Source organism: Stappia sp. TSB10GB4 (assembly GCF_900185745.1).
Classification (GTDB): Bacteria; Pseudomonadota; Alphaproteobacteria; order Rhizobiales; family Stappiaceae; genus Stappia.
In genome coordinates this window covers 1-26,629 of the sequence record NZ_FYAV01000050.1, presented here as the reverse complement: position 1 = coordinate 26,629, position 26,629 = coordinate 1, and the positions used below count along the sequence as shown (strand labels likewise).

General features: G+C 66.5%; 24 protein-coding genes and 1 pseudogene. 18 read left to right on the top strand and 7 right to left on the bottom strand.

Annotation, left to right across the window (positions count from 1 at the left end; genetic code table 11):
• Positions 1 to 107: pseudogene (locus TSB10GB4_RS12720) on the top strand (IS5/IS1182 family transposase); the annotation flags it as partial.
• A 70-nt stretch (positions 108 to 177) separates the two neighbouring features.
• On the opposite strand, the gene TSB10GB4_RS12715 reads toward TSB10GB4_RS12720, so the two are convergent.
• The 3 genes from TSB10GB4_RS12715 to TSB10GB4_RS12705 form a co-directional block, all read right to left on the bottom strand.
• Positions 178 to 1,782, bottom strand: a complete 1,605-nt coding sequence (locus TSB10GB4_RS12715; protein WP_186396066.1) for an ATP-dependent endonuclease — start codon at positions 1,780 to 1,782, stop codon at positions 178 to 180.
• A 98-nt stretch (positions 1,783 to 1,880) separates the two neighbouring features.
• The gene (locus tag TSB10GB4_RS12710; protein ID WP_186389833.1) at positions 1,881 to 2,114 is read right to left on the bottom strand and encodes a DUF4287 domain-containing protein; all 234 of its coding nucleotides are present in this window, start codon (positions 2,112 to 2,114) and stop codon (positions 1,881 to 1,883) included.
• A gap of 13 nt (positions 2,115 to 2,127) precedes the next feature.
• Positions 2,128 to 2,520 carry a cupin domain-containing protein gene (locus TSB10GB4_RS12705; protein WP_186396065.1) on the bottom strand — a complete coding sequence of 131 codons (393 nt, stop codon included), beginning with the start codon at positions 2,518 to 2,520 and terminating at the stop codon, positions 2,128 to 2,130.
• 141 nt (positions 2,521 to 2,661) lie between these two features.
• Here TSB10GB4_RS12705 and TSB10GB4_RS12700 point away from each other — a divergent pair, with 141 nt between their 5' ends.
• A complete protein-coding gene (locus TSB10GB4_RS12700; RefSeq protein WP_186396069.1) occupies positions 2,662 to 3,165 on the top strand; it encodes a MarR family winged helix-turn-helix transcriptional regulator in 504 nt (167 codons plus the stop codon).
• Positions 3,166 to 3,210: 45 nt separating this feature from the next.
• Here TSB10GB4_RS12700 and TSB10GB4_RS12695 read toward each other — a convergent pair whose 3' ends face one another.
• Entirely contained in the window at positions 3,211 to 4,104 is an 894-nt protein-coding gene (locus TSB10GB4_RS12695) for a VOC family protein (protein ID WP_186396064.1), read from the bottom strand.
• A 174-nt stretch (positions 4,105 to 4,278) separates the two neighbouring features.
• Positions 4,279 to 5,991 carry a methyl-accepting chemotaxis protein gene (locus tag TSB10GB4_RS23990; protein ID WP_186396063.1) on the bottom strand — a complete coding sequence of 571 codons (1,713 nt, stop codon included), beginning with the start codon at positions 5,989 to 5,991 and terminating at the stop codon, positions 4,279 to 4,281.
• Positions 5,992 to 6,298: 307 nt separating this feature from the next.
• On the opposite strand from TSB10GB4_RS23990, the gene TSB10GB4_RS12685 reads away from it, so the two are divergent.
• From TSB10GB4_RS12685 to TSB10GB4_RS12640, 10 genes are all read left to right on the top strand, one after another.
• Complete coding sequence (locus tag TSB10GB4_RS12685; RefSeq protein ID WP_186396062.1) at positions 6,299 to 7,396, top strand: META domain-containing protein; 1,098 nt, start codon at positions 6,299 to 6,301, stop codon at positions 7,394 to 7,396.
• Positions 7,397 to 7,545: 149 nt separating this feature from the next.
• Positions 7,546 to 8,253, top strand: a complete 708-nt coding sequence (locus tag TSB10GB4_RS12680; protein WP_186396061.1) for an ABC transporter permease — start codon at positions 7,546 to 7,548, stop codon at positions 8,251 to 8,253.
• Positions 8,246 to 9,040, top strand: a complete 795-nt coding sequence (locus TSB10GB4_RS12675) for an ATP-binding cassette domain-containing protein (protein WP_186396060.1) — start codon at positions 8,246 to 8,248, stop codon at positions 9,038 to 9,040. Before TSB10GB4_RS12680 ends, TSB10GB4_RS12675 begins: the two co-directional genes overlap by 8 nt.
• A 22-nt stretch (positions 9,041 to 9,062) precedes the next feature.
• Positions 9,063 to 9,899 carry an extracellular solute-binding protein gene (locus tag TSB10GB4_RS12670; protein WP_186396059.1) on the top strand — a complete coding sequence of 279 codons (837 nt, stop codon included), beginning with the start codon at positions 9,063 to 9,065 and terminating at the stop codon, positions 9,897 to 9,899.
• A 372-nt stretch (positions 9,900 to 10,271) separates the two neighbouring features.
• A complete protein-coding gene (locus TSB10GB4_RS12665) occupies positions 10,272 to 10,910 on the top strand; it encodes a hypothetical protein (protein WP_208984749.1) in 639 nt (212 codons plus the stop codon).
• 244 nt (positions 10,911 to 11,154) lie between these two features.
• The gene (locus TSB10GB4_RS12660; RefSeq protein ID WP_186396058.1) at positions 11,155 to 12,621 is read left to right on the top strand and encodes a deoxyribodipyrimidine photo-lyase; all 1,467 of its coding nucleotides are present in this window, start codon (positions 11,155 to 11,157) and stop codon (positions 12,619 to 12,621) included.
• Positions 12,622 to 12,636: 15 nt separating this feature from the next.
• Complete coding sequence (locus TSB10GB4_RS12655; protein ID WP_186396057.1) at positions 12,637 to 13,941, top strand: NAD(P)/FAD-dependent oxidoreductase; 1,305 nt, start codon at positions 12,637 to 12,639, stop codon at positions 13,939 to 13,941.
• Entirely contained in the window at positions 13,938 to 14,777 is an 840-nt protein-coding gene (locus TSB10GB4_RS12650) for a DUF1365 domain-containing protein (protein WP_208984748.1), read from the top strand. The genes TSB10GB4_RS12655 and TSB10GB4_RS12650 overlap by 4 nt, the downstream gene beginning before the upstream one ends.
• A gap of 34 nt (positions 14,778 to 14,811) precedes the next feature.
• Positions 14,812 to 16,041, top strand: coding sequence for a cyclopropane-fatty-acyl-phospholipid synthase family protein (locus TSB10GB4_RS12645; protein ID WP_186396056.1), 1,230 nt, complete (start codon positions 14,812 to 14,814; stop codon positions 16,039 to 16,041).
• A 3-nt stretch (positions 16,042 to 16,044) separates the two neighbouring features.
• Positions 16,045 to 17,391, top strand: coding sequence for an MFS transporter (locus TSB10GB4_RS12640; protein ID WP_186396055.1), 1,347 nt, complete (start codon positions 16,045 to 16,047; stop codon positions 17,389 to 17,391).
• 10 nt (positions 17,392 to 17,401) lie between these two features.
• Here the strand turns inward: TSB10GB4_RS12640 and TSB10GB4_RS12635 are convergent, their stop codons facing one another.
• Positions 17,402 to 18,214: an SDR family NAD(P)-dependent oxidoreductase gene (locus TSB10GB4_RS12635; protein WP_186396054.1), complete on the bottom strand. Its 813-nt coding sequence runs from the start codon at positions 18,212 to 18,214 to the stop codon at positions 17,402 to 17,404.
• Between the two features lie 71 nt (positions 18,215 to 18,285).
• Positions 18,286 to 18,936, bottom strand: coding sequence for a ChrR family anti-sigma-E factor (locus tag TSB10GB4_RS12630; protein ID WP_186396053.1), 651 nt, complete (start codon positions 18,934 to 18,936; stop codon positions 18,286 to 18,288).
• A gap of 370 nt (positions 18,937 to 19,306) precedes the next feature.
• On the opposite strand from TSB10GB4_RS12630, the gene TSB10GB4_RS12625 reads away from it, so the two are divergent.
• The 6 genes from TSB10GB4_RS12625 to TSB10GB4_RS12600 all read left to right on the top strand — a co-directional run bounded on the left by TSB10GB4_RS12625 (position 19,307) and on the right by TSB10GB4_RS12600 (position 25,785).
• Positions 19,307 to 20,350 (top strand): cysteine synthase A, encoded by a 1,044-nt coding sequence (locus TSB10GB4_RS12625; RefSeq protein ID WP_186396052.1) that lies wholly within the window; start codon positions 19,307 to 19,309, stop codon positions 20,348 to 20,350.
• 146 nt (positions 20,351 to 20,496) lie between these two features.
• Complete coding sequence (gene cls, locus TSB10GB4_RS12620; RefSeq protein ID WP_186396051.1) at positions 20,497 to 21,948, top strand: cardiolipin synthase; 1,452 nt, start codon at positions 20,497 to 20,499, stop codon at positions 21,946 to 21,948.
• 88 nt (positions 21,949 to 22,036) lie between these two features.
• Positions 22,037 to 22,750 (top strand): alanyl-tRNA editing protein, encoded by a 714-nt coding sequence (locus tag TSB10GB4_RS12615; protein ID WP_186396050.1) that lies wholly within the window; start codon positions 22,037 to 22,039, stop codon positions 22,748 to 22,750.
• Between the two features lie 45 nt (positions 22,751 to 22,795).
• The gene (gene sseA / locus TSB10GB4_RS12610) at positions 22,796 to 23,638 is read left to right on the top strand and encodes a 3-mercaptopyruvate sulfurtransferase (RefSeq protein ID WP_186396049.1); all 843 of its coding nucleotides are present in this window, start codon (positions 22,796 to 22,798) and stop codon (positions 23,636 to 23,638) included.
• A gap of 154 nt (positions 23,639 to 23,792) precedes the next feature.
• Positions 23,793 to 25,463, top strand: a complete 1,671-nt coding sequence (locus TSB10GB4_RS12605; RefSeq protein WP_186396048.1) for a formate--tetrahydrofolate ligase — start codon at positions 23,793 to 23,795, stop codon at positions 25,461 to 25,463.
• Positions 25,464 to 25,491: 28 nt separating this feature from the next.
• On the top strand, positions 25,492 to 25,785 hold the full coding sequence (locus TSB10GB4_RS12600; RefSeq protein WP_186396047.1) for a GIY-YIG nuclease family protein: 294 nt from the start codon (positions 25,492 to 25,494) through the stop codon (positions 25,783 to 25,785).
• The last annotated feature ends 844 nt before the right edge of the window (positions 25,786 to 26,629 follow it).

Sequence of the window (26,629 nt, the reverse complement as noted above, 5' to 3'; positions counted from 1 at the left end):
GATGGCGACGCCTCGTGCGCGACTATGAGCAGCGCATCGACGTCTCTCATGCCATGATCCTCGTCGCCATGGGCGGAAACCTGCTACGCAGAACAGCTCATCCCTGATTTTCCAAACGGACTCTTAGGCGCTTCATACACGACCAGAATATAGATTTTCAGACACACGTCGGCTGAACTATTCCTGCGCCATTTCTGTCCATTTGGAGATCTCATCTAAAAACGCCCACACATCTCCCGCGCCCGGCCGAATATATTCTGGCAATCGATCATCGGCCCCAAGTTTATGGAACACTTCCGCAAGCCATCTTTTTTTGGAAACTCTCACACCCCCCAACAATTCAGGAAGCCAACCCTCGAGACTTCCACAAGGAACCAGAAAAATACCGTACCTCTTTAATATTTCAATATGGCAAGACAACCTATTCGCTAAGCTTTCAGTCAAAGGAGTTTGGAATAAATTCCGTTTAGAGAGATGTCTTTTAATTTCACTCCAAATCTGGCCGGACTCCCTCATTATATAATCTAAATCGCCCAAATTTGACGATAAGAATATTTCATACCTGCCCCTAACGTTGTTTGACATAAAATCCAAATCGTAAATGGCAGCAGTCGGTATCCCCAGCTTTCGAAGAACTCCAACAAACTCGTGAATTTGGTCTTTTCCATTTGTGTTTACAAACAATGTATCAGATATTCCCCTCCCAATAGAGATCATCCTTTCGTTTATTTCATTGTAAAAAGCTCTATCGCTATCCCCCTCAACAACCACAACACTTTTATGGAATATTGCATTCACTAGATTTGCCGATCTATAGATCGGATTCATCATAATATTTCTCATTTCATTGCTAGGAATGAAATTTACAGATCCCACATTTTTATCATAAGATAATCTAATGATATTTATATTAGCCCCAGATTGAACTAAGCCTAATATAAAGCTTGGACTATGGACGCTACAAAAGACATCTTTTTTTTGGTTCTTTGCAATAACTCCTAACTCCCGACCAAGCCTGGCACCAAGCGACGGATGAAGAAACGCCTCCGGCTCATCAATCACAAGAATCTCCGCCCCACCCCCAAGAGCTTCAATCAATATACCAAGAAATGCTTTAACTCCGTCGCTGAACTCTTTAATAGATTTTGCACGCCTCAACCACTCTATGTTGTCTTCCTCGAAAGATCTATCAGACCCAGGAATTGGAGTCTCCCCGAGAACTATTGAAATTTGATCACCAACAGTATGATCGAATCCCAAGTACAACTGAAAAGAATCAGAAATTATCTTTCTTAATACTTTCTTCTCCTGCTCAGAAACCAAAAGCCTGGAGAACGAATTGGAGGGATTCTTAAGATCCCCCCGATCCTTACTTTCAGTAATTGAGAGCCGTCTGGAACCATCCAGAAACTTAACAAGCTGACTTATTATATTAGCATGAATTTCTACATGCGCACCTTCATGGCCGCCACTACGCAGGTAATTCCCGAAAGCCTTCCTATCATATCTGAAATTATCGCCCCCAGTCCTGAGGTAGGAATACCCCCCCGCAATAATCTCTCTTTCATTCAAAAATTCCTCAACTTCGCCATCGGTAATTTCTCGAATTGATTTAGACTTTAAAATTAAACCATTATAATTAGCGCCTGAAAAACTCCTATATATCTCACGTAAAACTGTGCTTTTTCCGCTATTATTCGCCCCAACAAAAACAACAACGTTGACATCACGAAGATCTACTACGGAATTATCTCCAAGAGTAATTTCATCTAGAAGCTTCATTGAATCACCCGCGAAATAATTTTTGAAATATTTTTTAACAAATTACTCCGTGCTCATCCACTAACTACGCAGAATTCAGCCAAGTCGATTCTGCACCCTCACCTGTCCTCGGCGAGCGTATGGGCGACCAGCGCATTGGCATGGCCGTGGCCGAGCCCGTGGGTCGCCTTGAGCCAGGCGACGAGTTCCATGTGCTTGAGGCCGGATTGCGCACGGATCAGGGCCTTCCACTCGGCGATGGGGCGGCCGTATTTCTTTTCGATGGACGGAAAGTAGGAGGCCGGTCCCTTGACGGTCCCCTTCACCGGCGGCTTGCCTTCGGATGACGACATGTCCCGTCTCCTTTCACAGGTCCTGCTGGCGGATCGTCTCGGACGGGTGGATGCAGACCAGCTCCAGTTGCTCCGTGCCGACATTGAGATAGCGATGCGGCACATCGGCCGGCGCGACGACGATGTCGCCGGCAAAGGCGCGCAGCCGCTCGTCGCCGACCAGGAATTCCGCCGCGCCTTTGCGCACCACCCAGGTCTCGCGATAGGGGTGGACATGCAGTTGCGAGCCGGTGCCCGGCGCGCTGTCGGTGATGAACATGGACACCGGCGAGCCGTAGTCCTTCCCCTCGAAACGCACCGTCGGGCTTTCCCCCGGAACCGGCGGGCGATGGCGGCGGACCGAGATATCGGGCCGTCCGACATCCTCGGCAGAGGCCTGCGCCGGGGCGTGGGCACTGGTTGTCATGGCAATCCCTCCCGCATTTATCTTGACGAGAAGATACTTCCAAAGATTTGTCTTTGCGTCAAGATAATTATCTTGATATCGAGAGACTGAACCCGGGAGCCGCCCTTGAGCAGCGGGCCGGATCCCGACGCGGGGGATGTCATGGCGGATCATATCGACAGGTTGAGGGCGCAATGGGCGCGGGAACTGCCGGATCTCGACACCGAGCCGATGGCGATCCTCGGCCGGGCGCGGCGGCTGACGCTGCTGGCCGGCGGCAGCATCGAGAAGATCTTCGCGGGTTACGGGCTCGACCGCGGCGAGTTCGACGTGATCTCGACCCTGCGCCGTGCCGGCCCGCCCTACCGGCTGACGCCGACCGATCTCTATTCGACGCTGATGATCTCCTCCGGCGGGCTGACGCACCGGCTCGGGCGGCTGGAGACGGCCGGGCTGATCGCGCGTGAAAAATCCGCGCGCGACGGGCGCAGCCTCGAAGTGGTGCTGACCCCGGCCGGCCGCGCGCTGGCGGAAGAGGCCTTCCGGGCGGATATGGCGAACGAGGCGCGGTATCTCGCGCATCTTGCCCCGGCCGAGCGCGAGACGCTGGCCGGCTTGCTGCGCAAGCTGCTGGAGGAGATCGAGGCGCCGGGCGGCGGCGCCTGACCGGCTCCCGCCTCAGCCAGTCGTCAGGCAGCGGTCAGGCAACTCTCAGGCAGCGGTCAGGCGGATGCGGGTGCCCCAGGGATCGGCAAGGGCGAGCCCGTCGCCGCCGGCTGCGACATCCAGCCCGGCCTTGCCGGCGGCATCGGCGATCGCGCCGAGCCGGTCCGTCTCGCGCAGCACGATCTGCAGTTCGGCAAGGCCGGTGCAGCCGGCTTTGCGCGGCCCCGCGCCCCGGCTGTTCCAGATGTTGCCGGCAAGCTGGTGGTGATAGCCGCCCGAGCCGTAGAAGCTGGCGCCCGGATAGCGGGTGGCAATGTCGAAGCCGAGCAGCGCCGAATAGAAGGCATCGGCGATGTCGGTGGCGCCGACCTGCAGATGCACATGGCCGACCAGCGTGCCGGCCGGCGCGCCGTGCCACATCGTCCCGGCCGCCTCCGCCAGCAGCGAAGGCGCATCCAGCGGATCGGTCGACATGACAATCGCGCCGGTCGCATCCGTCCAGACGGACGGCGTGCGGTCGGCATAGATCTCGATGCCGTTGCCTTCCGGATCGGCGAGATAGACCGCCTCGCTGACCTTGTGGTCGGACGCGCCCTGCAGCCGCAGGCCGCGCGCGGCGGCAAAGGCGAGCCAGCGGCCGAGATCGGCGCGCGAGGGCAGCAGGAAGGCGGTGTGGAAGAGGCCCGCCTCAGACCGCGGCGCAGGGACGAGGCCGGCATCGCCGCGCAGGCGCAGCAAGGGCACCCCGCCGGCGCCGAGCAGCGCCTCAAGGCCGTCGGTGCCGAGATCCTCGAGCCCCAGGATCTCGCGATAGAACGCGGCGACGCGCGCGCTGTCGCGCACCGCCAGCGTCACGAGGCCGACGCGCAGCGGCGCTGCCGCCATGTCGAAACGGTCGCCCTGCGCGGCGGTCCGGCTGTCGAAGGAGGTGGCGGGCATGACTGTCTCCAGATCTCGGCACAGGCCATGGGGCCCGCAATCTATCGACCGAAATGTGCGTCGCGCGCGGCATGATTACAATCCGCCATTCCCTCACAGTATCGTTCATTCAGGGAGAACAATACCGCCAGCCTGCTCCGCCAGGGTGGGATCGGGAGGCTCGGCCCGGCCCCATCACGCCGCGTCGAAGCGGGCGATGAAGTCGCGCACCGAGGTCCTCAGGTTGTCCGCCTCGCGGTGCACCGTGCGCGACAGTTCGCGCACCCTGGCCGCCTCTTCGCCGGCGTGGCCGATGGCGGAAGACATCTCGCCCATCGTGTCGGCGACCTCGCCGGTGCGGGTCGAGGCCTGCTGCGCATGCTGGCTGATTTCACCCGTTGCCTGGCCCTGCTGGTCGACCGCCTCGGCGATGGACCCGGTGAAGCCGTCGACATCCTGCATGGTGCGGGTGATCTCGCCGATGGCCTGGACCGCATCCTCGGTCGAGGCCTGGATCGCGGCGATCTGGGCGCCGATCTCCTCGGTCGCCTTGGAGGTCTGGGTAGCAAGCTCCTTGACCTCGGCAGCGACGACGGCAAAGCCCCGACCGGCCTCGCCGGCCCGCGCCGCCTCGATGGTGGCGTTGAGGGCGAGAAGGTTGGTCTGCTCGGCGATCGCCTGGATCAAGGAGACGACCTCGCCGATCTTGCTGGCGCCGGCGGCAAGCCGCGACACCGTCTCGTTGGTGCGCTTCGCGTGGTCGCTCGCCCGCGACACGACCTCGGTGGTGGAGGTCACCTGCCGGGCGATCTCCGAGATCGAGGAGGACAGTTCCTCCGCCGCCGCCGCGACGGTCTGGACATTGTCGGAGGCCTGGCGCGATGTGGCGGTGGTGCGCTCCGACAGATCGCCCGAGCGTGCGCTCATCTGCTCCAAAGTGTCGACGGCCTTCATCAGATCGCCTGCCGCCCCGTCCAGAGTCTCGAAGAAGCCGCGGGTCGTCTCGTGGAAGGACTGCGCGGTGCGCCGCTCCAACTCGCGCTGCTCGACGGCCCGGCGGGTCTCCTGCTCGCTCGCCTCCTCGGCAAGCTGGCGCTGGCGTATCACGCCTTCGCGGAACCGGGCGAGCGCCTCGTTCAGGCGTCCCAGTTCATCGCGCGAGCGCCAGGCCGGCGCCGGCACATCCGTGTCGCCGTTCGCATAGGCGCGCGCGACGCGATCGAGATCGCGGAGCCGCACCGTCACGGAGCGGTACACGAAGACGGTCCCGGCCAGGAAGACCAGAACCATCGCGGCCACGCCGCCGAGACTGACGTTGCGCGCCCACGCGGCTTCGGCACGCAGGTTCGCAAGGCTTGCCGCAATCGAGGCCTTGAGCAGTTCCTCCGCCTCGTCGGCGCGCTCGATAAGGGTCTCGAACGTCGCATCGAAGATCTCGTCGGCCTTCGAGCCGGCTCCCCCGTCCACGCCCGAAACGAGGCCGGCATGGCGCTCGCGCGCGACCTCCTCCAACGCGTCGATCTTCGCCGCGACATCCCGCACGACGTCGCGCACCCCCGGATCGGAGGTGGCGATGAAAGCTCCCTCGCTGTTGCTTCCCCCGTCCAGGATGGCGCGGGCATAGAACCGTGCCTCGTCGATCAGCCGCCAGACCTCGTCGATGCTCTCCCCCTCGTCGCCGGACATGATCTCCTCCAACAGGAGATGGGCCCGGGTGGCGGTGAGCTTGATCTCCATTGCCGCATCGGCCAGCGGCGCCTCGACCTCGCCCAGCCGAATGCCGTTGTCGCCAACCCGCTGCGTGGCGTCGAGGGCGAACAGGCTGGCGCCCACGGAGACCACGATCAGCAGGGCCATAGTGGCGCCGATCTTGCGCGCGACACTCAGATTGAACGCTCCCTTGCGCATTCCGCCCTCCGGTTTCGAGAATTACCTGTTCCCGAAATTGGAGGATCTGGCGTGAACACTCCGTAAAGTTGCGCAAAAAACGGAAAAGCGGCGAGAATACCTGACGAATTTTCTGAGCATGGCCGGACATTTCGAATCGCTTTCAACAAAACCGCTCCACTGCAGGCGCAAATACCTCCATGTGCCTCCAGCCCCCGACTGCACCACGGGGTTGCGCCGGCCCTGCTTTCGCCGCTAAGCCGAGAAAGGATCCACCGGACGGCGCGCCGATGCAGGACGCGCCCCTTCGCAAGCACGGCAGGACAAAATGGTACAGACCGCAAGCCTCCCCGCGACAACCCCTGCTACCCCCGGCCCTGCCACCCCCGGCCCTGCCACCCTTGGCCTTGCCAGTGCGCTGTTGGCGCTCGCGCCGCTGCCGGCCGGCGCACAGGAGGGGGACTGGGTGTTCAAGGTCGTCGGTACGGCGGCCTATCGCGAGCGCATCGCCATCGGCAGCGGCGCGGAGCTGGTCGTCGAACTGCGCGAGATGGCGGCGCTCGAGCCCGGCGTCGAGGCCGGGAGCGTGCGGCTGGTGGCGGAGAAGCGGCAAAAGCTCGAAGGCCGGCAGGTGCCCCTTCCCTTCTATCTGAAGGCCGAGGGCGACCGGCTGGTGTCCGGCACGCGCTATGCGCTCCGGCTCCTGCTCGCTGATGGCGAGAGTCCCGGCTGGGTGTCGCAGCCGGTGGCAGTCGAGGCCGCGCCCACCGGACCGGACGACCCCGGAACGGATGCCGGCGACGTGCTTCTGCTGCGCCAGCTTCCCGTCTCGGTGACGGTGAACCTTACCTGCGGCGAGGTCGCCGGCGTGCTGCGGCAGCGCGACGACAGCGCCGTGCTGGAGCTTGCCGACGAGAGCCTTGCCCTGAAGCAGACCCCGGCCGCCAGCGGCGTGCGCTACGAGGCTGAGGACGATCCCGCCACCGTGCTGTGGACCAAGGGGCTGGAAGCCAGCTTCACCCTGCGCGGAGAGGAACTGCCGCCCTGCGGCCTCGAAGTGGAAGTGCCGCACTTTGCCTCCGGCATGGACACGCTGCCCGGCGGCGAATGGGTGGTGGAGGACATCTCGGGCGGAGGCATCGTCGACGCTTCCCGCGTCACTCTGGTCTTTTCCGACGAGGGCCAGCTCGGCGGGCAGGCCACCTGCAACAGCTACGGCACGCGCTTTGCCACCAATGGCGAGCGGATCGCTGTCGACCCGCGCACCGTCTCGACCATGATGGCCTGCGCCCCGGCGCTGATGGAGCAGGAGCGCAAGTTCCTCGACACGCTCCCCGAGCTGAGCGAGTGGCGGATCGACGAGACCGGAGCGTTGCTGCTGCGCGGCGAGAGCGGGGCAACGCTCACCGCCCGCCGCGCCGGCTGACACGGCGGGCGGCGGCGCCGCCTCCGCCAGATCGGTGCGTCCCCCGCGCGCCCACTCCCGCCGCGTCGCACACCCGGACGCTCGGGATCGGGAGTGGATTTTTCGGCGATTTTGTGCGTTCCTTCCCTTCTGAGGGAGGAAAATCAGGAATGCAGAGCTTTACGGCAGTCCTGGGAGACGCCGTCGCGCTGATCCTGTCGGGCGACGCCGGCCTCATGGGCATCATTGCCCTGTCCTTGCGCGTCACGGTGACCGCCGTGCTGATCGCCTGCGTGATCGGCCTGCCGCTCGGCGCCGCGGTCGGCGCCTTCCGCTTTCCCGGGCGCACCCTGGCGACCGTCCTGCTCAATTCGCTGATGGGCCTGCCGCCGGTGGTGGTCGGCCTCATCGTCTATCTGGCGCTCTCCGCTTCGGGGCCGCTCGGCCCGCTCGGCCTGCTCTACACGCCGGCCGCGATGGTGATCGCCCAGACCATCCTGGTGACGCCGATCGTCGCCGCCCTCACCCGCCAGGTGATCGAGGATCTCGACCGTGAATATGCCGAGCAGTTCCGCTCGCTCGATGTCGGCCCCCTCACCCGCATCCGTGCGCTGCTGTGGGATGCGCGCTACAGCCTGCTGACCGTGGCGCTGGCCGGGTTCGGCCGGGCGATCGCCGAGGTCGGCGCCGTGCTGATCGTCGGCGGCAATATCAACCACGTTACCCGGGTGATGACGACGACGATCGCGCTGGAGACCTCGAAGGGCAATCTCGAGCTGGCGCTGGCCCTCGGCGTGGTGCTGCTGGTGATCGCCATCCTGGTCAACGCCGCCGTCATGGGCCTGCGTGCCTCCGCCGCGAGGGCCGCCTATGCGTGAGGCCCTGGCCAGAAACGAAGCGGAGGGCACCCAGCGCCCTGCCGCGGCACCCGTCCCCGCCCTGCTGGAGGGGCAGGGCCTGCTGCTGGAGATCGGCGGCAAGCGGCTGATCGACGGCATCGACATCCGCATCGGCGAAGGCCGCCGGACCATGGTCATGGGCGCCAACGGCGCCGGCAAGAGCCTGCTGCTGCGCCTGCTGCACGGGTTGATCGCGCCGACGGCCGGTGGGATAGCCTGGCGCGGCGGCCCGCTCGACAGGACCGCCCGGCGAGCGCAGGCGATGGTGTTCCAGCGCCCGGTGATGCTGCGCCGCTCGGTCATCGCCAATCTCGCCTTCGCGCTGAAGGTGCGGGGCCTGCGCGGGGCGATGCGTCAGGCGCGCATCAATGAGGCGCTGGAGAAGGCGCGGCTGACCGATCTTGCCCGCAGCCCGGCGCGGGTTCTGTCGGGCGGCGAACAGCAGCGCCTCGCCCTGGCGCGGGCGCTCGCCTGCGATCCCGAGCTGCTGTTTCTCGACGAGCCGACGGCCAGCCTCGACCCGGCCTCGACCCAGGCCATCGAGACCCTGATCGCCGATGCCAGCCGGCGCGGCGTCACCGTGGTGATGGTGACCCACGACCTCGGCCAGGCCCGGCGGCTGGCGGACGACATCGTCTTCCTGCATGCCGGCAGGGTCGCGGAGAGCGGGCCCGCCGCGCGGGTGCTGTCGTCCCCTCGGTCCGAAGCCGCCAGCGCCTGGCTGGAGGGGCGGCTGTTCCTCGACGAGCCGCGCGCGCAAAGCTGATCAACAAAGAGGGAGGTGCAACATGCTTCGTCGCCGGTTCCTGACACTTGCCGCGGCCGGCCTGCTGTCCGCCGGGCTCTGTGCGCCGCTCCAGGCACAGGACACGTTCATCATCGTCCAGTCGACCACTTCGACGCAGAACTCGGGCCTGTTCGAGTTCATGCTGCCGAAGTTCCAGGAAAAGACCGGCATCGAGGTGCGCGTCGTCGCCGTCGGCACCGGCCAGGCGATCAAGAACGCCGCCAACGGCGATGGCGACGTGCTGTTCGTCCATGCCAGGCCGGCGGAGGAAAAGTTCGTCGCCGACGGATACGGCGTGAAGCGCTTCGACGTGATGTACAACGACTTCGTCGTCGTCGGCCCGCCGGCCGATCCGGCCGGCATCGCCGGCTCCAGCGACATCACCGACGCGCTGAAGAAGATCGCCGCGGCCAAGGCCCCCTTCGCCTCGCGCGGCGACGACAGCGGCACCCACAAGGCCGAGCTTGCGCTGTGGGAGGCGGCCGGGGTCGACGTCGCGGCGGCCTCGGGCGGCTGGTATCGCGAGACCGGCTCAGGGATGGGCGCGACGCTCAACACCGGCACCGGCATGGGCTCCTATGTGCTGACCGACCGCGCCACCTGGATCTCCTTCGGCAACAAGGGCGCGTACCGCATCGCCGTCGAGGGGGACGAAAGGATGTTCAACCAGTACGGCATCATTCTGGTGAACAAGGAGAAGCTCCCGAACGTGAAGGCCGATCTCGGCCAGCAGTTCGTCGACTGGGTGATCTCCGAGGAGGGGCAGCAGGTCATCGCCGACTACAAGATCGACGGCCAGCAGTTGTTCTTCCCCAACGCCCGGCCCAGCGGCAGCTAGACCCGGTCCTTCCGAACCGACGCGGTCACGAAAACGTGACGTTTACCACGCCACCTTGTGGCCGCGTCTCTGCCGCATTCCTGCCCGGTTTGAAATTCCCGAGATTTCAGCAGCTTACCCAAGGGGATCCGGCATCCGTAAAAAAACCGTTTCGCACGGAACCGCCTCTGTGTGATGCGCGTTACGGTTTTGTCAGGATGTTTGAGAGACGTTGGGGCACGCTTGGCCTAGAATATTTGGGAGTCGTACACCAAATCTCAAGCTTAGCAACATTCAGGCGGTCACCGGCCACAGAACTCGGGACCGCCCAGCCTTGGGAGGCGACGAATGTTTGGACTTGCAAAGACTATCGTTGCAGGAAAGTCACGCAGTGTGGCTTCGCGGCACAGTGTGGCCCGCAGCGGGCTGGCGCTGGCGGCGGCGATCGCCCTCGTTGCGGCGTCCGCCGGCGCGGATCTGCGCGCGCAGACCGCCGACGCGGTGCTGGCGAAGAGCGACCGCGAGACCTTTCTCCTGCCGCAGGACCGGCTATCGGTGACGCTCGGCACGCCGCAGGGCACTGTCGAGGAAAGCTCCTATGCGATCTGGGTCGGCGAGGTGGAGCGCCAGGGGCGCAAGACCGTCTGGGTCGAGCTGATCGACGATCACGGCGAGGTCATCTACGACAGCGAGGTCGCGCAGAACGAGACGCATCTGCTGCCGGACGGCCGCGCCGTTGTCGTGCGTGCCATGCTCGATCCGCAGGATGACCAGACCCGCGTGGCGAAGACCGACCAGTCCCGCGTCGCCCCCGATGCGCGTCTCGTGGTGACCCGCCGCGTCGTCGACGATCCGGAACTGCAGACCACCATCGAGTTCATCGAGGAGATCCCCCGGTCGGAACCAACCACGATGATGCGGATCGCCGCCTTCGGTGATGCGCTGTGGAGCGCCATCCTCGCCAGCCTCAGCGTGGCGGCGGACAGCATCGTCGTTGCCTGGCACTGGATCACCGAACCGTTCCGCGCCTAGAACGTGGCCTGAAACATTGGCCTGAAACATCGGCCTGAAGCACTGATGAGCGATACGAAGAACGGCTGCGCCCCCCGGGGCGCGGCCGTTCTTCGTTTGCGCGCCCGCCTTGTTTGCGCGCCCGCCTTGCCGCCTGGACAGGCTCCGGCAAGCGGCTCGTGCATTTTCGTCAAAAGTGCTGATCCATCAGTCACAAGAGGACGTAAGTGGATCAGATACCCGCTGAAGACGGACATTCCGCCCCATGCCCTCGAAGGTCAGCCTGTCCCCGATTGTCGTCTGGTTCCGAGAGGACCTGCGCCTCGACGACAACCCGGCGCTCGCCGCGGCGGTGCAAGAGGGACGCCCCGTCATCGCGCTCTATCTGCTCGACAGCGGGCCGGACGCGCCGCGCGCGCCGGGCGGGGCCTCGCGCTGGTGGTTGAACCTGTCACTGAAGGCGCTTGCCGGGAACCTTGCGAGGATCGGCGTGCCGCTGGTCCTGCGCCGGGGGCCGGCCCTGCGGGCGGTTCGCGCGGTGCTGGCCGAGGCCGGTGCCGCGCATATCGTCTGGAACCGGCGTTATGAGGCGCCCGGCATCGCCATCGACACGGAACTCAAGGCGGCGCTGCGCGGTGACGGCCTTCTCGCCGAGAGCTTCAACGGCGCGCTGCTGGCCGAGCCCTGGGAGGTGCTGACCGGCGCGGGCCAGCCCTACCGGGTGTTCGCCCCCTTCTACCGGGCGATGACCGCGCGCGGCGCCCCGGCGCAGCCGAAAGACGTCAAGGCCCCTTCCTCCCCCCTGCCGGAGCCGCCCGTGCTTCAGAGCGAGGAGATCGACGCGCTGCTGCCCCTGCCCGCGCGCCCCGACTGGGCCGGCGGCCTGCGCGACACCTGGACACCGGGCGAAGCCGGCGCGCACCGGCGGCTCGAGGCCTTTCTCGACAGCCGGTTGCACCGCTATGCGGGCGAACGCGACATCCCCGGTGCGGACGCCACCTCGCTTTTGTCGCCTCATCTGCGCTTCGGCGAGATCTCGCCCCGCCGCATCTGGTTTGCCACCGGCACACGGGCAACGGCCGGCGAGATCGCCGACAGGCATCTCGACAAGTTCCGCTCCGAGCTCGGCTGGCGGGAGTTCTCCTACCACCTGCTGTTCCACTTCCCCGCTATCGGCCATGCCAGTTTCCAGCCGCGCTTCGAGGCCTTTCCCTGGCGGGACGACCCGGACGGGTTCCTCGCCTGGACGCGGGGGCGGACCGGCTATCCGCTGGTCGATGCCGGCATGCGCGAGCTCTGGCACACCGGCTACATGCACAACCGGGTGCGGATGGTCGCCGCCTCCTTCCTGATCAAGCATCTGATGATCGACTGGCGCCAGGGCGAGGCCTGGTTCTGGGACACGCTGGTCGATGCCGATCCGGCCAACAACACCGCCAGTTGGCAGTGGGTGGCAGGATCGGGTGCCGATGCCGCCCCCTACTTCCGCATCTTCAACCCCACCAGCCAGGGCGAGACATTCGACCCCGACGGCGCCTATGTGCGGCGCTGGGTGCCGGAACTTGCCCGCCTGCCCGCCTCATACATCCACAAGCCTCACGCAGCCCCGCGCGAGATGCTGGAGCACGCCGGCATCCGCCTCGGCGACACCTATCCCCGGCCGATGGTCGAGCACGGCGCGGCGCGCCAGCGCGCCCTCGACGCCTTCCAGTCCATAAAAAACGCTGCCTGAAGAGAAGGACATTTAATGCGCATCGCCGTCATCGGTTCCGGCATCGCCGGCAACAGCGCCGCCTGGGCCTTGAGCGAAAGGCACGACGTCACGCTCTACGAGAAGCGGGCGCGCCCCGGCGGCCACAGCGCCACCGTCGACATCGACTATGACGGCACGCGGCTGGCCGTCGACACCGGCTTCATCGTCTACAACGAGCTCAACTATCCCAACCTGACCGCGCTGTTCGATCACCTCGGCGTCGCCAGCGAGGCGAGCGACATGAGCTTCTCCTTCTCGCTCGACGGCGGCGTGCGGGAATGGTCGGGCAGCAGCCTCGGCACGATCTTCGGCCAGCGGCGCAACATGGTGTCGCCGCGCTTTCTGTGGATGCTGCGCGAGATCCTGCGCTTCAACCGCCTGTGCGTCCTCGACCGCGCCTGCGGAGACCTCGTCGGCCTGTCGCTCGGCGACTATCTCCAGCGCCGGAAATTCTCGCCCGGCTTTGCCTCCGACTATCTGCTGCCGATGGGCGCGGCGATCTGGTCGACGCCGCCGGCCCACATGCTCGATTTCCCGGCGGAGAATTTCGTCGCCTTCTTCGAGAACCACCGGCTGGTCAACCGCGACCGCCCGGTCTGGCGCACGGTCACCGGCGGCAGCCGCAGCTATGTCGAGCGGCTGCTGTCGCCCCTGCTGGGCCGCGTGCGGCTGGCGACCCCGGTCGCCGAGGTCACCCGCCGCAAGGGGCGGGTGCATGTGCGCGACACGTCGGGACAGGAGGACGTGTTCGACCATGTCGTGCTCGCCTCCCATACCGACCAGACGCTGGCGATGCTCGCCGATGCCTCGCCGGAAGAGCGCAACATCCTCGGCGCCATCCGCTACCGGCCGAACCAGGTCTACCTGCACCGCGACCGCGCCCTGATGCCGCGCCGGCGCCGGGTGTGGGCATCGTGGAACTACATCGCCTCCAGCGATCCGGGCGCGCCCTATCGCGACGCCTCGGTCAGCTACTGGATGAACCGGCTGCAGAACCTGCCGGGCGACAAGCCGGTCTTCGTCAGCCTCAATCCGCTCGTGCCACCGCGCGAGGACCTTACTTTCGGCACCTTCGAGTACGATCATCCGCAGTTCGACGCGGCCGCCATCGCCGCCCAGAAGGCGCTCGGCCAGATCCAGGGCGACCGCAACACCTGGTTCTGCGGCGCCTGGTGCGGCCACGGCTTCCATGAGGACGGCCTCGTCGCCGGCCTTTCAGTCGCCGAGGCGATCGGCTGCGACATTCCCTGGCGGGTCGGCGCGGACGGCGTCGCGCGCACGGCGGAGGCCGCCGAATGACCAGGCCACGTCCCATGGCGACGACGCAGGACGCCAACGGCCCGCCGCCGCAGGCGGCCGCCGTGCTCTATCCGGGCAAGGTCATGCATGCCCGGCTGAAGCCGTTCGGCCACCGCTTCGACTACACGGTGTTTTCGCTGCTGATCGACCTCGACCGGCTGAATGAAGCCGACCGTCAGTCGCGGCTGTTCTCCGTCGGCCGCTTCAACCTCGCCTCCTTCCACGCGGCCGACCATGGCCCGCGCGACGGCACGCCCCTGCGCGCCCATGTGGAAGGCCTGCTCGCCGCGCGCGGGATCGAGGCACCGCCGGCGCGGATCCTGCTTTTGTGCTATCCGCGCATCCTCGGCTATGTGTTCAATCCGCTGTCCGTCTATTTCGCCTATGGCGCGGACGGGGAGATCGTGGCGCTGGTCTACGAGGTGCGCAACACGTTCGGCGACATCCACACCTATGTGGAGCCGGTGCGCGACAACCAGCGCGGGCCGGAGGGCATCCGCCAGTCCCGCGCCAAGGCCTTCTATGTCTCGCCCTTCATCGACATGGCGCAGACCTATGCCTTCCGCGTGCTGCCCCCGGGCAAGGCGGTGCGCGTGCGCATCCTGGAAAGTGACGTTACGGGACCCTTGCTCTCCGCCGCCTTCGCGGGAACGGCGGTGCCGGCGACGAGCCGCGCGCTGTTCTCGCTCTGCTTGAAAATCCCGTTCATGACACTCAAAGTAATCGCCGGAATCCACTGGGAAGCGTTCCGGCTCTGGCTCAAGGGCGCGCCCTTTCATTCGCCGTCTCAACGTCCGGGAACCATTCGACGCCACAAAGCATATACGGGGAGCTGAAGTGTCCCGGCTGTCCGACGAGGAGCGACCGATCATGTCGACTGCGATCCTTCTCACTCCTGAAAACGCCCGCCAGGTGCTGGCCGGACTTCCCCGGCTCGCCCGCCTCGGCCTGCGCATCGCCCTCAATCTCAAGGCCGGCTCCTTGAGCGTGGAAACTCCGGAAGGCCGCCGCTTCCTCATTCGCGGCGAGGCGCCGGGCCCGGACGCGCAGGTGCGCATCCATTCCTGGCGCTTCATCCGCCGCCTGCTCAGCGGCTCGGATATCGGCGTCGGCGAAAGCTACATGGTCGGCGAGTGGACCAGCTCCGACGTCACCACCTTCCTGGAGCTGTTCTGCCGCAACCGCGACGCCACCGCCGACATGCTGCGCGGCAGCCCGATCTTCCGGATGATGGTGCGCGTCCGCCACTGGCTGAACCGCAACACCCGCTCCGGCTCGCGGCGCAACATCTCGGCCCATTACGATCTCGGCAATGCCTTCTACCGCGAATGGCTCGACCCGACGATGACCTATTCCTCGGCGCTCTATGACGGCGGCGTCAACGACCTGGAACAGGCGCAGAAGCGCAAGTACCGGGCGCTGGCGGAGGAAAGCGGCATCGCGCCCGATCACCATGTGCTGGAGATCGGCTGCGGCTGGGGCGGCTTTGCCGAGTTCGTGGCGAGCGAGATCGGCGCCAGGGTCACCGGCCTCACCATTTCGCGCGAGCAGTTCGACTTCGCCTCCAAGCGCATCCAGGACGCGGGGCTCGCCGACCGGGTGACGCTGAAGCTGCAGGACTACCGCGACGAGCGCCGGCAATACGACCGCGTCGCCTCGATCGAGATGTTCGAGGCGGTCGGCGAGGAGTATTGGAGCACCTATTTCCAGACCGTCTCGAACTGCCTGAAGCCGGGCGGCCGCGCCGGCCTGCAGATCATCACCATCCAGGACCAGTTGTTCGACGACTACCGCCGCACGCCGGACTTCATCCAGCGCCACGTCTTCCCGGGCGGCATGTTGCCGCCGCCGGGCGAGCTGGAGGCGCTCGGCGCCCGCACCGGCCTGCAACTCGCGGCCCAGCGCATCTTCGGCCACGACTATGCGCGCACGCTGGAGGAATGGCGCCAGCGCTTCTGGACCGCCTGGCCGCGCATCCGCCCGCTCGGCTTCGACGACCGGTTCAAGCGGCTGTGGGAGTTCTACTTCCACTACTGCGAGGCCGGCTTCCGCTCGGGCAATATCGACGTGCGCCAGATGATCTATGTGAAGGCGCCCTGATACATGGCGCCAGCGCCGGGTCCGTCATGGGCGCAGCTTGCGGCCTATGCGGGACCGGCGCTGCCGCTGGCGGCGCTCACCCTGCCGCTCTACGTCATCCTGCCGAGCTATTACGCCGGCACCATCGGCCTGCCGCTCGCACAGGTCGGCTTCATCCTGCTGATCGTGCGCCTTGCCGACGCTGTGTCCGATCCGCTGGTGGGGCTCGCCGCCGACCGCTTCCATCCGCCGCTCGGCCGGCGGCGCGGCTGGCTGGCGCTCGCCGCCCTTCCCGCCGCGCTCGCCGCCTTCATGATCCTGACGCCGCCGCCGGATGCCGGCTGGACCTATCTGCTCGGCTGGGGCCTGGCGCTGTCGCTCGGCTACACGGCGGCGATCATCCCCTACACCGCCTGGGGCGCGGAGCTGGCCGACGACTATCACGGCCGCAGCCGCGTCGCCGGCGCGCGCGAGGGGATGGTGCTGGTCGGCACGCTGGTCGCGATCTGCGTGCCGGCACTTGTCGAGGCGAGCGGCGCCGGCAGCCAGGGCGATGCGTTGGCCGTGCTCGCCTGGCTCGTCGCCCTGTCGCTGCCGCTGCTGATCGCCGTCGCGGTCCGCACCCTCCCCGAACCGGCGCCGGCGAGCCGCGCCCTGCCGGGCCTGCGCGCCGGCCTTGCCCATCTCGCCGCCAACCGCCCCTTCCTGCGGCTGCTTGTGGCCTTCGTCGTCAACGGCTTCGCCAACGGCTTGCCGGCGACGCTGTTCCTGTTCTTCGTCGCGCGGGTGCTGGAGGCGCCGCAGATGCAGGGGCCGTTCCTGTTCCTCTATTTCTTCTGCGGCATTGCCGGCGTGCCGCTGTGGATCGCCGTCTCGCGCCGGCTCGGCAAGCATCGAAGCTGGTCGGTGGCGATGCTGGGGGCCTGCGCGATCTTCGCGCTGGTGCCGCTGCTCGGACCCGGCGACCTTGCCGGCTTCGCCGTCATCTGCGTGCTGACCGGCCTGGCGCTCGGCGCCGATCTCGCCCTCCCCTCCGCGATCCAGGCGGATGTGATCGATGTCGACCGCCTTGCGACCGGCAGCCGCCGGTCCGGGCTCTATTTCGCCCTGTGGGGGCTCGCAACGAAACTGTCGCTGGCGCTCGCCGTCGGCCTTGCCTTCCCGCTGCTTGAGCTTGCCGGCTTCGCGGCCGACGGCACCGGCACGGACGGGCTCGCCATGCTTGTGGCGCTCTATGCGCTGGTGCCGGTGGGGCTGAAGCTCGCCGCCATCGCCTTGATGTGGAACTTCCCGCTCGGTGCCAGCGCGCATGCGAAGCTTGCCCGCTCGCTCGCCGCGCAAAACGAGACGCCGGGCCGGCCCCTCGCATAGCGGGCAGGCTTCACTCCCTGGCGTCGTCCTTCGGCTCTCCCTTGCGCGACCAGCCGGTGGCGCGGGCAACAAGCGGAAAATACAGCCGGTAGGGCAGCAGGCGCAGCGCCCTGAGCTGCCGGGTGAAGCGCTTGGGGAAGGTGATCTCGAAGCCGGTCGGCGCCTCCAGCCCCTTGACCAGTTCGGCCACCGCCGCATCGACGCTCATCAGATGCGGCATCGGAAAGGGATTGTCCTTGGTCGCCGGCGTGTCGACGAAGCCGGGCGAGACCAGTTGCAGGCGAATGCCGAGCCGGTCGAGGTCGAACTTCATCGCCTCCGCCAGGTTGATCAGCCCCGCCTTGGTCGCGCCATAGGCCGCCGAGGTCGGCAGGCCGCGATAACCGGCGACCGAGGCGACGATGGCAATCTGGCCGTGCCGGCGCGGCTTCATCGCCGCCACCAGCGGCACCAGGGCATTCACTGTTCCCTTGAGATTGACATCGAACGAGGTGTGAAAGGCGGCAAGGTCGGGATCGGTGCCGTCGACCGGCAGGTAGACGCCGGCATTGAGCACGGCGAGCGCGACACCGCCATGCCGCTGTTCCAGTTCGGCGACGATCTCGGCCATGCGGGCCGCATCCGTCACGTCGCCGGGCATCGGCAGGATCGCGCCGGGCAGCGCGCGTGCAGAAAGGTTGTCCAGCGCATCGGCCGAGCGCGCCGTCACCGCCACGGTCCAGCCGTGCCGCTGCAGTTCGAGCGCCAGCCCCGCGCCGATGCCGGAACTGGCGCCGGTCACCCAGGCAATGCCGTTCTGCGGGCCAACAGTCGTTGTTGCCATCGTCTGCCTCCATCCTGTTTCCAGGGGTTTACGGCAGGCGGGCGCGGGCGGATCGCCGACGGATCTCTGGTTCAGCCGCGCATGAAGGGTGCGAAGAGCCGGCCGATCGGGCCGGTGAGCCGCAGACTGCCTTCCGTCACGGCGAAGCAGATGCAGTCCTCGTCGTCGTCGGCGACCGGACGATGGTCGACATCGTCGTCGGCATAGGCGACGTCGCCGCGCACATAGTGGCCATGCAGGTCGGTGAACCCACCCTCCAGCACCAGCGTCAGCTCGGAGCCGTGATGGGTATGGGCGGGCATCGCCATGCCGGCGCGGATCCACAGCAGGCTGGCGCTGCAGCCGTCCATCTCGGCGACCCGGTATTCCTTCAGCCCCGGAAGCTTGGTCTTCCAGGGCAGGTCCGCCACATCCTTGCCGATGAAGTCGAAGAGCGGCGCCGGCAGCCGGGTCTTCACTACCTTGCGCGGAACCGAGATCGGCTCGTCGGCCGGGGCCTGGAAAATCGCGGCGAGCATCGCGTCGCGATTGTCGATCTTCACCGGTGCGATCTCTTCCAGCATCGCTCCGCCGGCGGCTTCAAGATCGCGGACGAAGCCGCGATTGACCGGCGACAGGTCGAGATGGCTTCGCACGAGCAGCCTTGCGGGTTCGGCCAGCGTGCCGGCCACATATCCGGCCAGCAGCGCGTCGAACTGTTCGCGTTCGCGTGATGCGTCCATTCCAATCCAATCCCTGTCGCGGCACCCCCCAAGGGCCGCGTCTCATCGCTCATACTCCACTTGCGGCGTCGCGCCAATATATCCCGGATACAGGCGCGGGCGGCTCTGGAGAACCTCTCTGTGCCTGTTACGATGCGGACTGCACGCTGGATCATCGCCAGCATGACATTCCAAGCTTATGTGCACTCTCACGATTTATCGATCAACTTTGTCGAACAGCGCCGAAAGGATTATCAACGTTCGCCTGACAATTGGCATGGGCTCGCTTGAAGCCCCCGACCCTCCGGCCTACCCTGCCGGCCCATTCGACCAGATGGCCCCGGCGGCCTGCAACCGGGGCCGAAAGCCCCTTGAACGGACGGAACGAGCGATGGACATCAAGACCTCCGTGATCGATGCGATCGGCAACACGCCGCTGATCCGCCTCAACCGGGCCTCCGAGCTGACGGGCTGCGAGATCTACGGCAAGGCCGAGTTCATGAACCCCGGCCAGTCGGTCAAGGACCGCGCCGCCCTTTACATCGTCCGCGATGCCGAGGCGCGCGGCACCCTGCGCCCCGGCGGCGTCATCGTCGAGGGCACGGCCGGCAACACCGGCATCGGCCTTGCGCTGGTCGGCAACGCGCTCGGCTACCGCTCGGTGATCGTCATCCCGGAGACGCAGAGCCAGGAAAAGAAGGACATGCTGCGGCTGGCCGGCGCGGAGCTGGTCGAGGTGCCGGCCGTGCCCTACCGCAATCCCAACAATTACGTGAAACTGTCCGGCCGCCTCGCCGAGCAGATGGCGAAAGCGGAAGCCAGCGGCGCGATCTGGGCCAACCAGTTCGACAATGTCGCCAACCGGCAGGCGCATATCGAGACGACCGGCCCGGAGATCTGGCGCCAGACCGACGGCAAGGTCGACGGCTTCGTCTGCGCCGTCGGCTCCGGCGGCACGCTGGCCGGCGTCGGCATGGCGCTGAAGGCGCGCAACGCCGGCGTGAAGATCGGCCTCGCCGATCCGATGGGGGCGGCGCTCTACCACTATTACGCCCATGGCGAGCTGAAGGCCGAAGGCTCGTCGATCACCGAGGGCATCGGCCAGGGCCGCATCACCGCCAACCTGGAGGACGCGCCGGTCGACATGCCGTTCCAGATCCCGGATGCGGAGGCGGTGCAGATCGTCTTCGACCTGCTGGAGCACGAGGGCCTGTGCCTTGGCGGCTCCTCCGGCATCAATGTCGCAGGCGCCATCCGCATGGCGCGCGAGATGGGACCGGGGCACACCATCGTCACCATCCTGTGCGACTACGGCACGCGCTACCAGTCGAAACTGTTCAACCCGGAGTTCCTGCGCTCCAAGGATCTGCCGGTGCCGGCCTGGCTGGAAAAAAGCACCAGCGCCATCGCCCCTCCCTTCGAGGAGGTCGCCTGACCGGCGCGGCCGGGCGCCGGCGGTGTCGCCAGGCTGTCGAGAACGGGCGGTCGATAACAGACGGTCGATAGCGGACGGATCTGCCTTGTCTTTGGGCAGGTTCCTCCCTACCGTCTTCCCTCGACCCTCGTTTCTTCCGAGTTGAGATGATCCGCGACTTCAATCTCGCCGAGGCGTTTGTCGCCAACCTGCCGATCATCGCCGCGTTCACCTTCGCGCTCTACGCGCTTGCCGCCGTCTGCGCCGTGCGCGAGGTGCTGCATTCGCGCACCTCGCAGGGTTCCATCGCCTGGCTGCTGTCGCTGCTGTTCCTACCCTTCCCCACTGCCTTCCTCTATCTCGTCTTCGGCTGGAAGCGGTTCGAGGACTACGGAGAAGTGCGCGCCTATGCCGGGCGCACCACCCGCGCCGCGCGCGCCGGAGAGCTGCGGCTGGCCGACGCCACCACCAGCACGAGCTGGCCGGTGCTCACCCGCATCGCCCAGATCCCGTTTCTCGCCGGCAATGCCGTCGAGCTGTTGGTCGACGGGCCGGACACGTTCGACTCGATCTTCGCCGGCATCGCCAAGGCGCGGCACGAGGTTCTGGTGCAGTTCTTCATCATCCGCGACGACGGGCTCGGCAAGCGGCTCGCCGAGGCGCTGATCGAGCGGGCGCGGGCGGGCGTGCGCGTCCATGTGCTCTACGACGATGTCGGCTCGAAGCGGCTGCCGCGCAGCTATCGCCGCCGGCTGCGCGAGGCGGGCGTCCGGATCGCCGGCTTCAACCAGCGCCACAAATGGCTGCGCTTCACCGGGCCGATGCGGCTCAACTACCGCAACCATCGCAAGATCGTCGTCGTCGACGGCGAGGCCGCCTGGGTCGGTGGGCACAATGTCGGCGACGAATATATCGGCCTGTCGCCGGTCTTCGGCCACTGGCGCGACACCCATGTGAAGGTCGCGGGGCCGGCGGCCATCGCCTGCGCCCTGTCCTTCTGCGAGGACTGGCACTGGGCGACCGGCACGCCGATCCGCCCCTATCTGCCGGTGCCGATCCCCCAGCCGGGCGACGAGCCGGTGTTGGTCATGCCGACCGGCCCGGCCGACCGGTTCGACGACTGCGCCATCGCCTTTTCCGAGGCCATCGCCAGGGCGCGCGAACGGCTGTGGATCGTCAGCCCCTATTTCGTGCCGGAAGAGGCGATGCAGACCGCGCTGATGGCCGCCTCCATGCGCGGCGTCGACGTGCGCATCCTGCTCCCCGAAAAGGCCGACCACCGGCTGGTCTGGCTCGCCAGCTACGCCCATGCCGACGACATGGTCGACTATGGCATCAATGTCTATCGCTACACCTCCGGCTTCCTGCACCAGAAGGTGATCCTGGTCGACGACGCACTCGCCGGCATCGGCACGGTGAACTTCGATTCCCGTTCCTTCCACATCAATTTCGAGGTGACGCTGTGGTTCACCCACGAGCGCAGCATCGGGCGAGTCGAAAGGATGCTGGAGGCCGACTTCGCCAATTCCCGGCCGACGACGCCGGAGGATCTGGAGGTCCGCTCCTTCGGCTTCCGCCTCATCGCCCAGGCCGCGCGGCTGTTCTCGCCGATCCTGTGAGGTGGGCGATCCTTGCCCCGGCGGGTGGTTGATTGCCGGTGCCGATCGGATAGGCTGGCGCTCCTGCCGGAATCATCGGGGATTTCTCATGACGGATCTGCTTTTTCGAGACGATGCCTATCTGCGCAGTTGCGATGCGCGGGTCACCGCCGTCACCGACCGCGGCGGCCTCGTTCTCGACCGGACCGTCTTCTATGCCGCCGGCGGCGGCCAGCCGGGCGACAGCGGCCGGATCGAGCTTTCCGACGGCCGCCAGATCGCGATTCCCACCACCGTTTATGGTGAGGACCGCAGCCAGATCGTCCATGTTCCGGCCGAGGGCGAAGCGCTTCCCGCCGTCGGCGAGGCCATCGTTCTGCATCTCGACTGGGACCGCCGCTACCGGTTGATGCGCGTGCACACCGCCCTGCACCTGCTCTCCGTCGTCCTGCCCTTCCCCGTCACCGGCGGCCAGATCGGCGAGGGCGAGGGCCGGCTCGACTTCGACATTCCCGAGGGCAGCCCGGACAAGGACGAGGTCGCGGCCAGGGTCAACGAGATCGCCGCCGCCGACCATGCGGTCACCACCGACTGGATCACCGACGAGGAGCTGCTCGCCAGGCCCGAGATGGTCAAGACCATGAGCGTCAAGCCGCCGATGGGCAGCGGCCGCGTGCGGCTGGTGCGCATCGGCGATGTCGACCTGCAGCCCTGCGGCGGCACCCATGTCAGCCGCACCTCGGAGATCGGCCCGCTCATCGTCACCAAGATCGAGAAGAAGGGCCGCCAGAACCGGCGCGTGCGCATCCAGCTCGCCGACTGACGCTCCTCCGCCCTCCCCCTCATCGCTCCAGCGAGGCTTTCAGCAATGGCGCTTTCCCCGCTCGTCTCGACCCAGTGGCTGGCCGACAAGATCGCCTCGCCAGACCTTGTCGTCGTCAATGCCTGGCTGCCGCCGGTCGGCCAGCCCGACGTGCCGCCGGAATATCCGCAAGGCCATATCCCCGGCGCGGTGTTCTTCGACGTCAACGCCGTCGCCGACACCGCCAGCGATCTGCCGCACATGCTGCCGCCCGCCCATGTTTTCTCCTCGATGATGCGGCGCATGGGCATCGGCGACGGCCAGACCATCGTCGTCTATGACGGCGTCGGGCTCTATTCCGCCGCCCGGGTCTGGTGGATGTTCCGCGCCATGGGCGTCGAACAGGTCTTCGTGCTCGACGGCGGCCTGCCCAGGTGGCAGGCGGAAGGTCGCCCGGTGGAAGATGGCGCCCCCGCCCCGCGCGGCGAGCGCCACTTCACCGCCCGCCTCAACAACGGCCTCGTCGCCGATCTCGACAAGGTGGCGCAGGCGCTGAAGAGCGGCCAGCAGGTGCTCGACGCGCGCTCGCGCGGCCGCTTCGCCGGCACCGATCCGGAGCCGCGCGCAGGGCTGCGCGGCGGCCACATGCCCGGCGCGCTCAACCTGCCCTTCACCGAGCTGATGGACGACGGCCGCCTGCGCCCGGCCGAGGAGCTTGCCGCCGCTTTCGACGCGGCCGGCATCGACCGCTCGCGCCCCGTCATCACCAGTTGCGGCTCCGGCGTCACCGCGGCGATCCTGTCGCTGGCGCTCGCCCTTACCGGCCACGACCGCTCCGCCGTCTATGACGGCTCCTGGACCGAATGGGGCGGGCGCGAGGACACGCCCGTCGCCACCGGCGAGGCCTGACAAGACCCCATTTCACCCGCAGGACGACGATTGCGCGATGCCGGCATGTCGGATCGCAAACAGTCGACCCTGCCCTCAGCCTCTAGGATCGGCTTTCCAAATCGAACGATAGACGGCGGCGACGGAACGACCGCCCGGGAGAGGACAGTTTGCCATGGCCAGTGATATCGAGATTGCCCGCGCCGCCAAGATGAAGCCGATCGCCGAGATCGGCGCGAAGCTCGACATTCCGGCGGAGGCGCTGGACTGCTATGGATCGACCAAGGCCAAGGTCCGCTCCGACTTCATTTCCGGCCTGTCGGACCGTCCCGACGGAAAGCTGGTGCTGGTCACCGCGATCAACCCGACGCCGGCCGGCGAGGGCAAGACCACGACCACGGTCGGCCTTGGCGACGGGCTCAACCGTATCGGCAAGCGCGCGGCGATCTGCCTGCGCGAACCTTCGCTCGGCCCCTGCTTCGGCATGAAGGGGGGCGCGGCCGGCGGCGGCTATGCCCAGGTCGTGCCGATGGAGGACATCAACCTCCATTTCACCGGCGACTTCCACGCCATCACCTCGGCCCACAACCTGCTCTCGGCGCTGATCGACAACCATATCTACTGGGGCAACGCGCTCGGCCTCGACACCCGGCGCATCACCTGGCGCCGGGTGATGGACATGAACGACCGGGCGCTGCGCCAGATCGTCGCCTCGCTCGGCGGCGTCGCCAACGGCTTCCCGCGCGAAGCCGGCTTCGACATCACCGTCGCCTCGGAGATCATGGCGATCCTCTGCCTTGCCCGCGATCTCGCCGACCTGCAGACGCGGCTCGGCGCCATCATCGTCGGCTATCGCCGCGACCGCAGCGCGGTCACCGCGCGCGATCTTGAGGCGGACGGCGCCATGACCGTGCTGCTCAAGGAGGCGATGCAGCCGAACCTCGTGCAGACGCTGGAGAACAACCCGGCCTTCGTGCATGGCGGCCCCTTCGCCAACATCGCCCATGGCTGCAACTCGGTGATCGCCACCCGAACCGCGCTCAAGCTCGCCGACTATGTGGTCACCGAGGCCGGCTTCGGCGCCGATCTCGGCGCGGAGAAGTTCTTCGACATCAAGTGCCGCAAGGCCGGCCTCAAGCCGGACGCTGCGGTCATCGTCGCGACCGTCCGGGCGCTGAAGATGAATGGCGGCGTTGGCCGCGAGGCGCTGGGTGAGGAAAACGTCGAGGCGCTGGTGCGCGGCTGCGTCAATCTCGGCCGCCACATCGAGAACGTGAAGAGCTTCGGCCTGCCGGTGGTCGTCGCCATCAACCACTTCGTCAGCGACACCGATGCCGAGATCGCCGCGCTCCAGGCCTATGCCGCCGGGCAGGGCGTCGAGGCGGTGCTGTGCCGCCACTGGGCTGACGGTTCCAAGGGCACCGAGGACCTTGCCCGCAAGGTGGTCGAGCTGGTCGAGGGCGGCAGTCCCAATTTCGCGCCGATCTATCCGGACGAGATGCCGCTGCTTCAGAAGATCGAGACCATCGCCCGCAAGATCTACCGCGCCGAGGGGATCGCCGCCGACAAGCAGGTGGTCGAGCAGCTCGAGCGCTGGCAGGCGGACGGCTTCGGCCACCTCCCGGTCTGCATGGCCAAGACGCAATATTCCTTCTCCGCCGACCCCACCTTGCGCGGCGCGCCGACCGGCCACACCGTGCCGGTGCGCGAGGTGCGTCTTGCGGCCGGCGCCGGCTTCGTCGTGGCGATCTGCGGCGAGATCATGACCATGCCCGGCCTGCCCAAGGTGCCGTCGGCCAACCACATCCGCCTCGACGCGAACGGCCAGATCGAAGGACTGTTCTAGGCGCTGCCCTGGCGGGGCGGGCGGACAGATGCGCGATCACAACTACTATGTCTACATCCTGGCCAGCAGTGTCGGCGGAACCCTCTACACGGGGGTCACCAACGATCTCGCGCGTCGGGTTTCGGAGCATCGCGACAAGATCGCGCGCTCCTTCACCGCCCGCCACGACGTCACCCACCTCGTCTATTTCGAGCATCACACAGACATAGAAGCCGCCATCCGCCGGGAAAAGCAGATCAAGCGCTGGAAGCGGGCCTGGAAGATAAGGCTCATCGAAGAGCATAACCGCGATTGGCACGACCTCTTTCCCGGCCTCCCATAACCCGCCAGGGCGACACGCAGGCAGCCGCACAAACAGGCCGCCGCCGCACGCAGGCCTCGCCCCGCCCCCTCCGCCTGTCGTCCCTCCCAAGCCCCATCCCCTCCGCCTGTCGTCCCGGTTTCAGCGTAGCCGAAGACCGGGACCCAGTAACCACAGGCCGCGCGTCTCCGGCCGTGACGTTGCCGTGCGGAAGCATCGCCTGAGGCTTCACCACAACCGCCAGCGGATACTGGATGCCTGCCTTCGCAGGCATGACAGCCAGAGCGGGCGGCACGACCTTGCCATCTCAAGTCTGCCAAGGAGCCCTTGCCCCTTCGCCACGGCGCGCATGGCATTACACAGGCCGCCGCCGCACGCAGTCCGCGCGCCCCGCCCCCTCCGCCTGTCGTCCCGGTTTCGGCGTAGCCGAAGACCGGGACCCAGTAACCACAGGCCGCGCGCCTCCCACCGTGACGTTGCCGTGCGGAAGCATCGCCTGAGGCTTCACCATAACCGCCAGCGGATACTGGATGCCTGCCTTCGCAGGCATGACAGCCAGAGCGGGCGGCACGACCTTGCCATCTCAAGTCTGCCAAGGAGCCCTTGCCCCTTCGCCACGGCGCGCATGGCATTACACAGGCCGCCGCCGCACGCAGTCCGCGCGCCCCGCCCCCTCCGCCTGTCGTCCCTCCCGAGCCCCATCCCCTCCGCCTGTCATCCCGGTTTCGGCGCAGCCGAAGACCGGCAACTGTGTTCATGCGATGCGATAGGGGACGTTGTCGCGCAGCATGGCGTTGAGGCGGATGAGGAGTTTTCGTGCGGTGGCGATGAGGGCGATCTTGCGGGCTTTCGCGGTTTGGGTGAT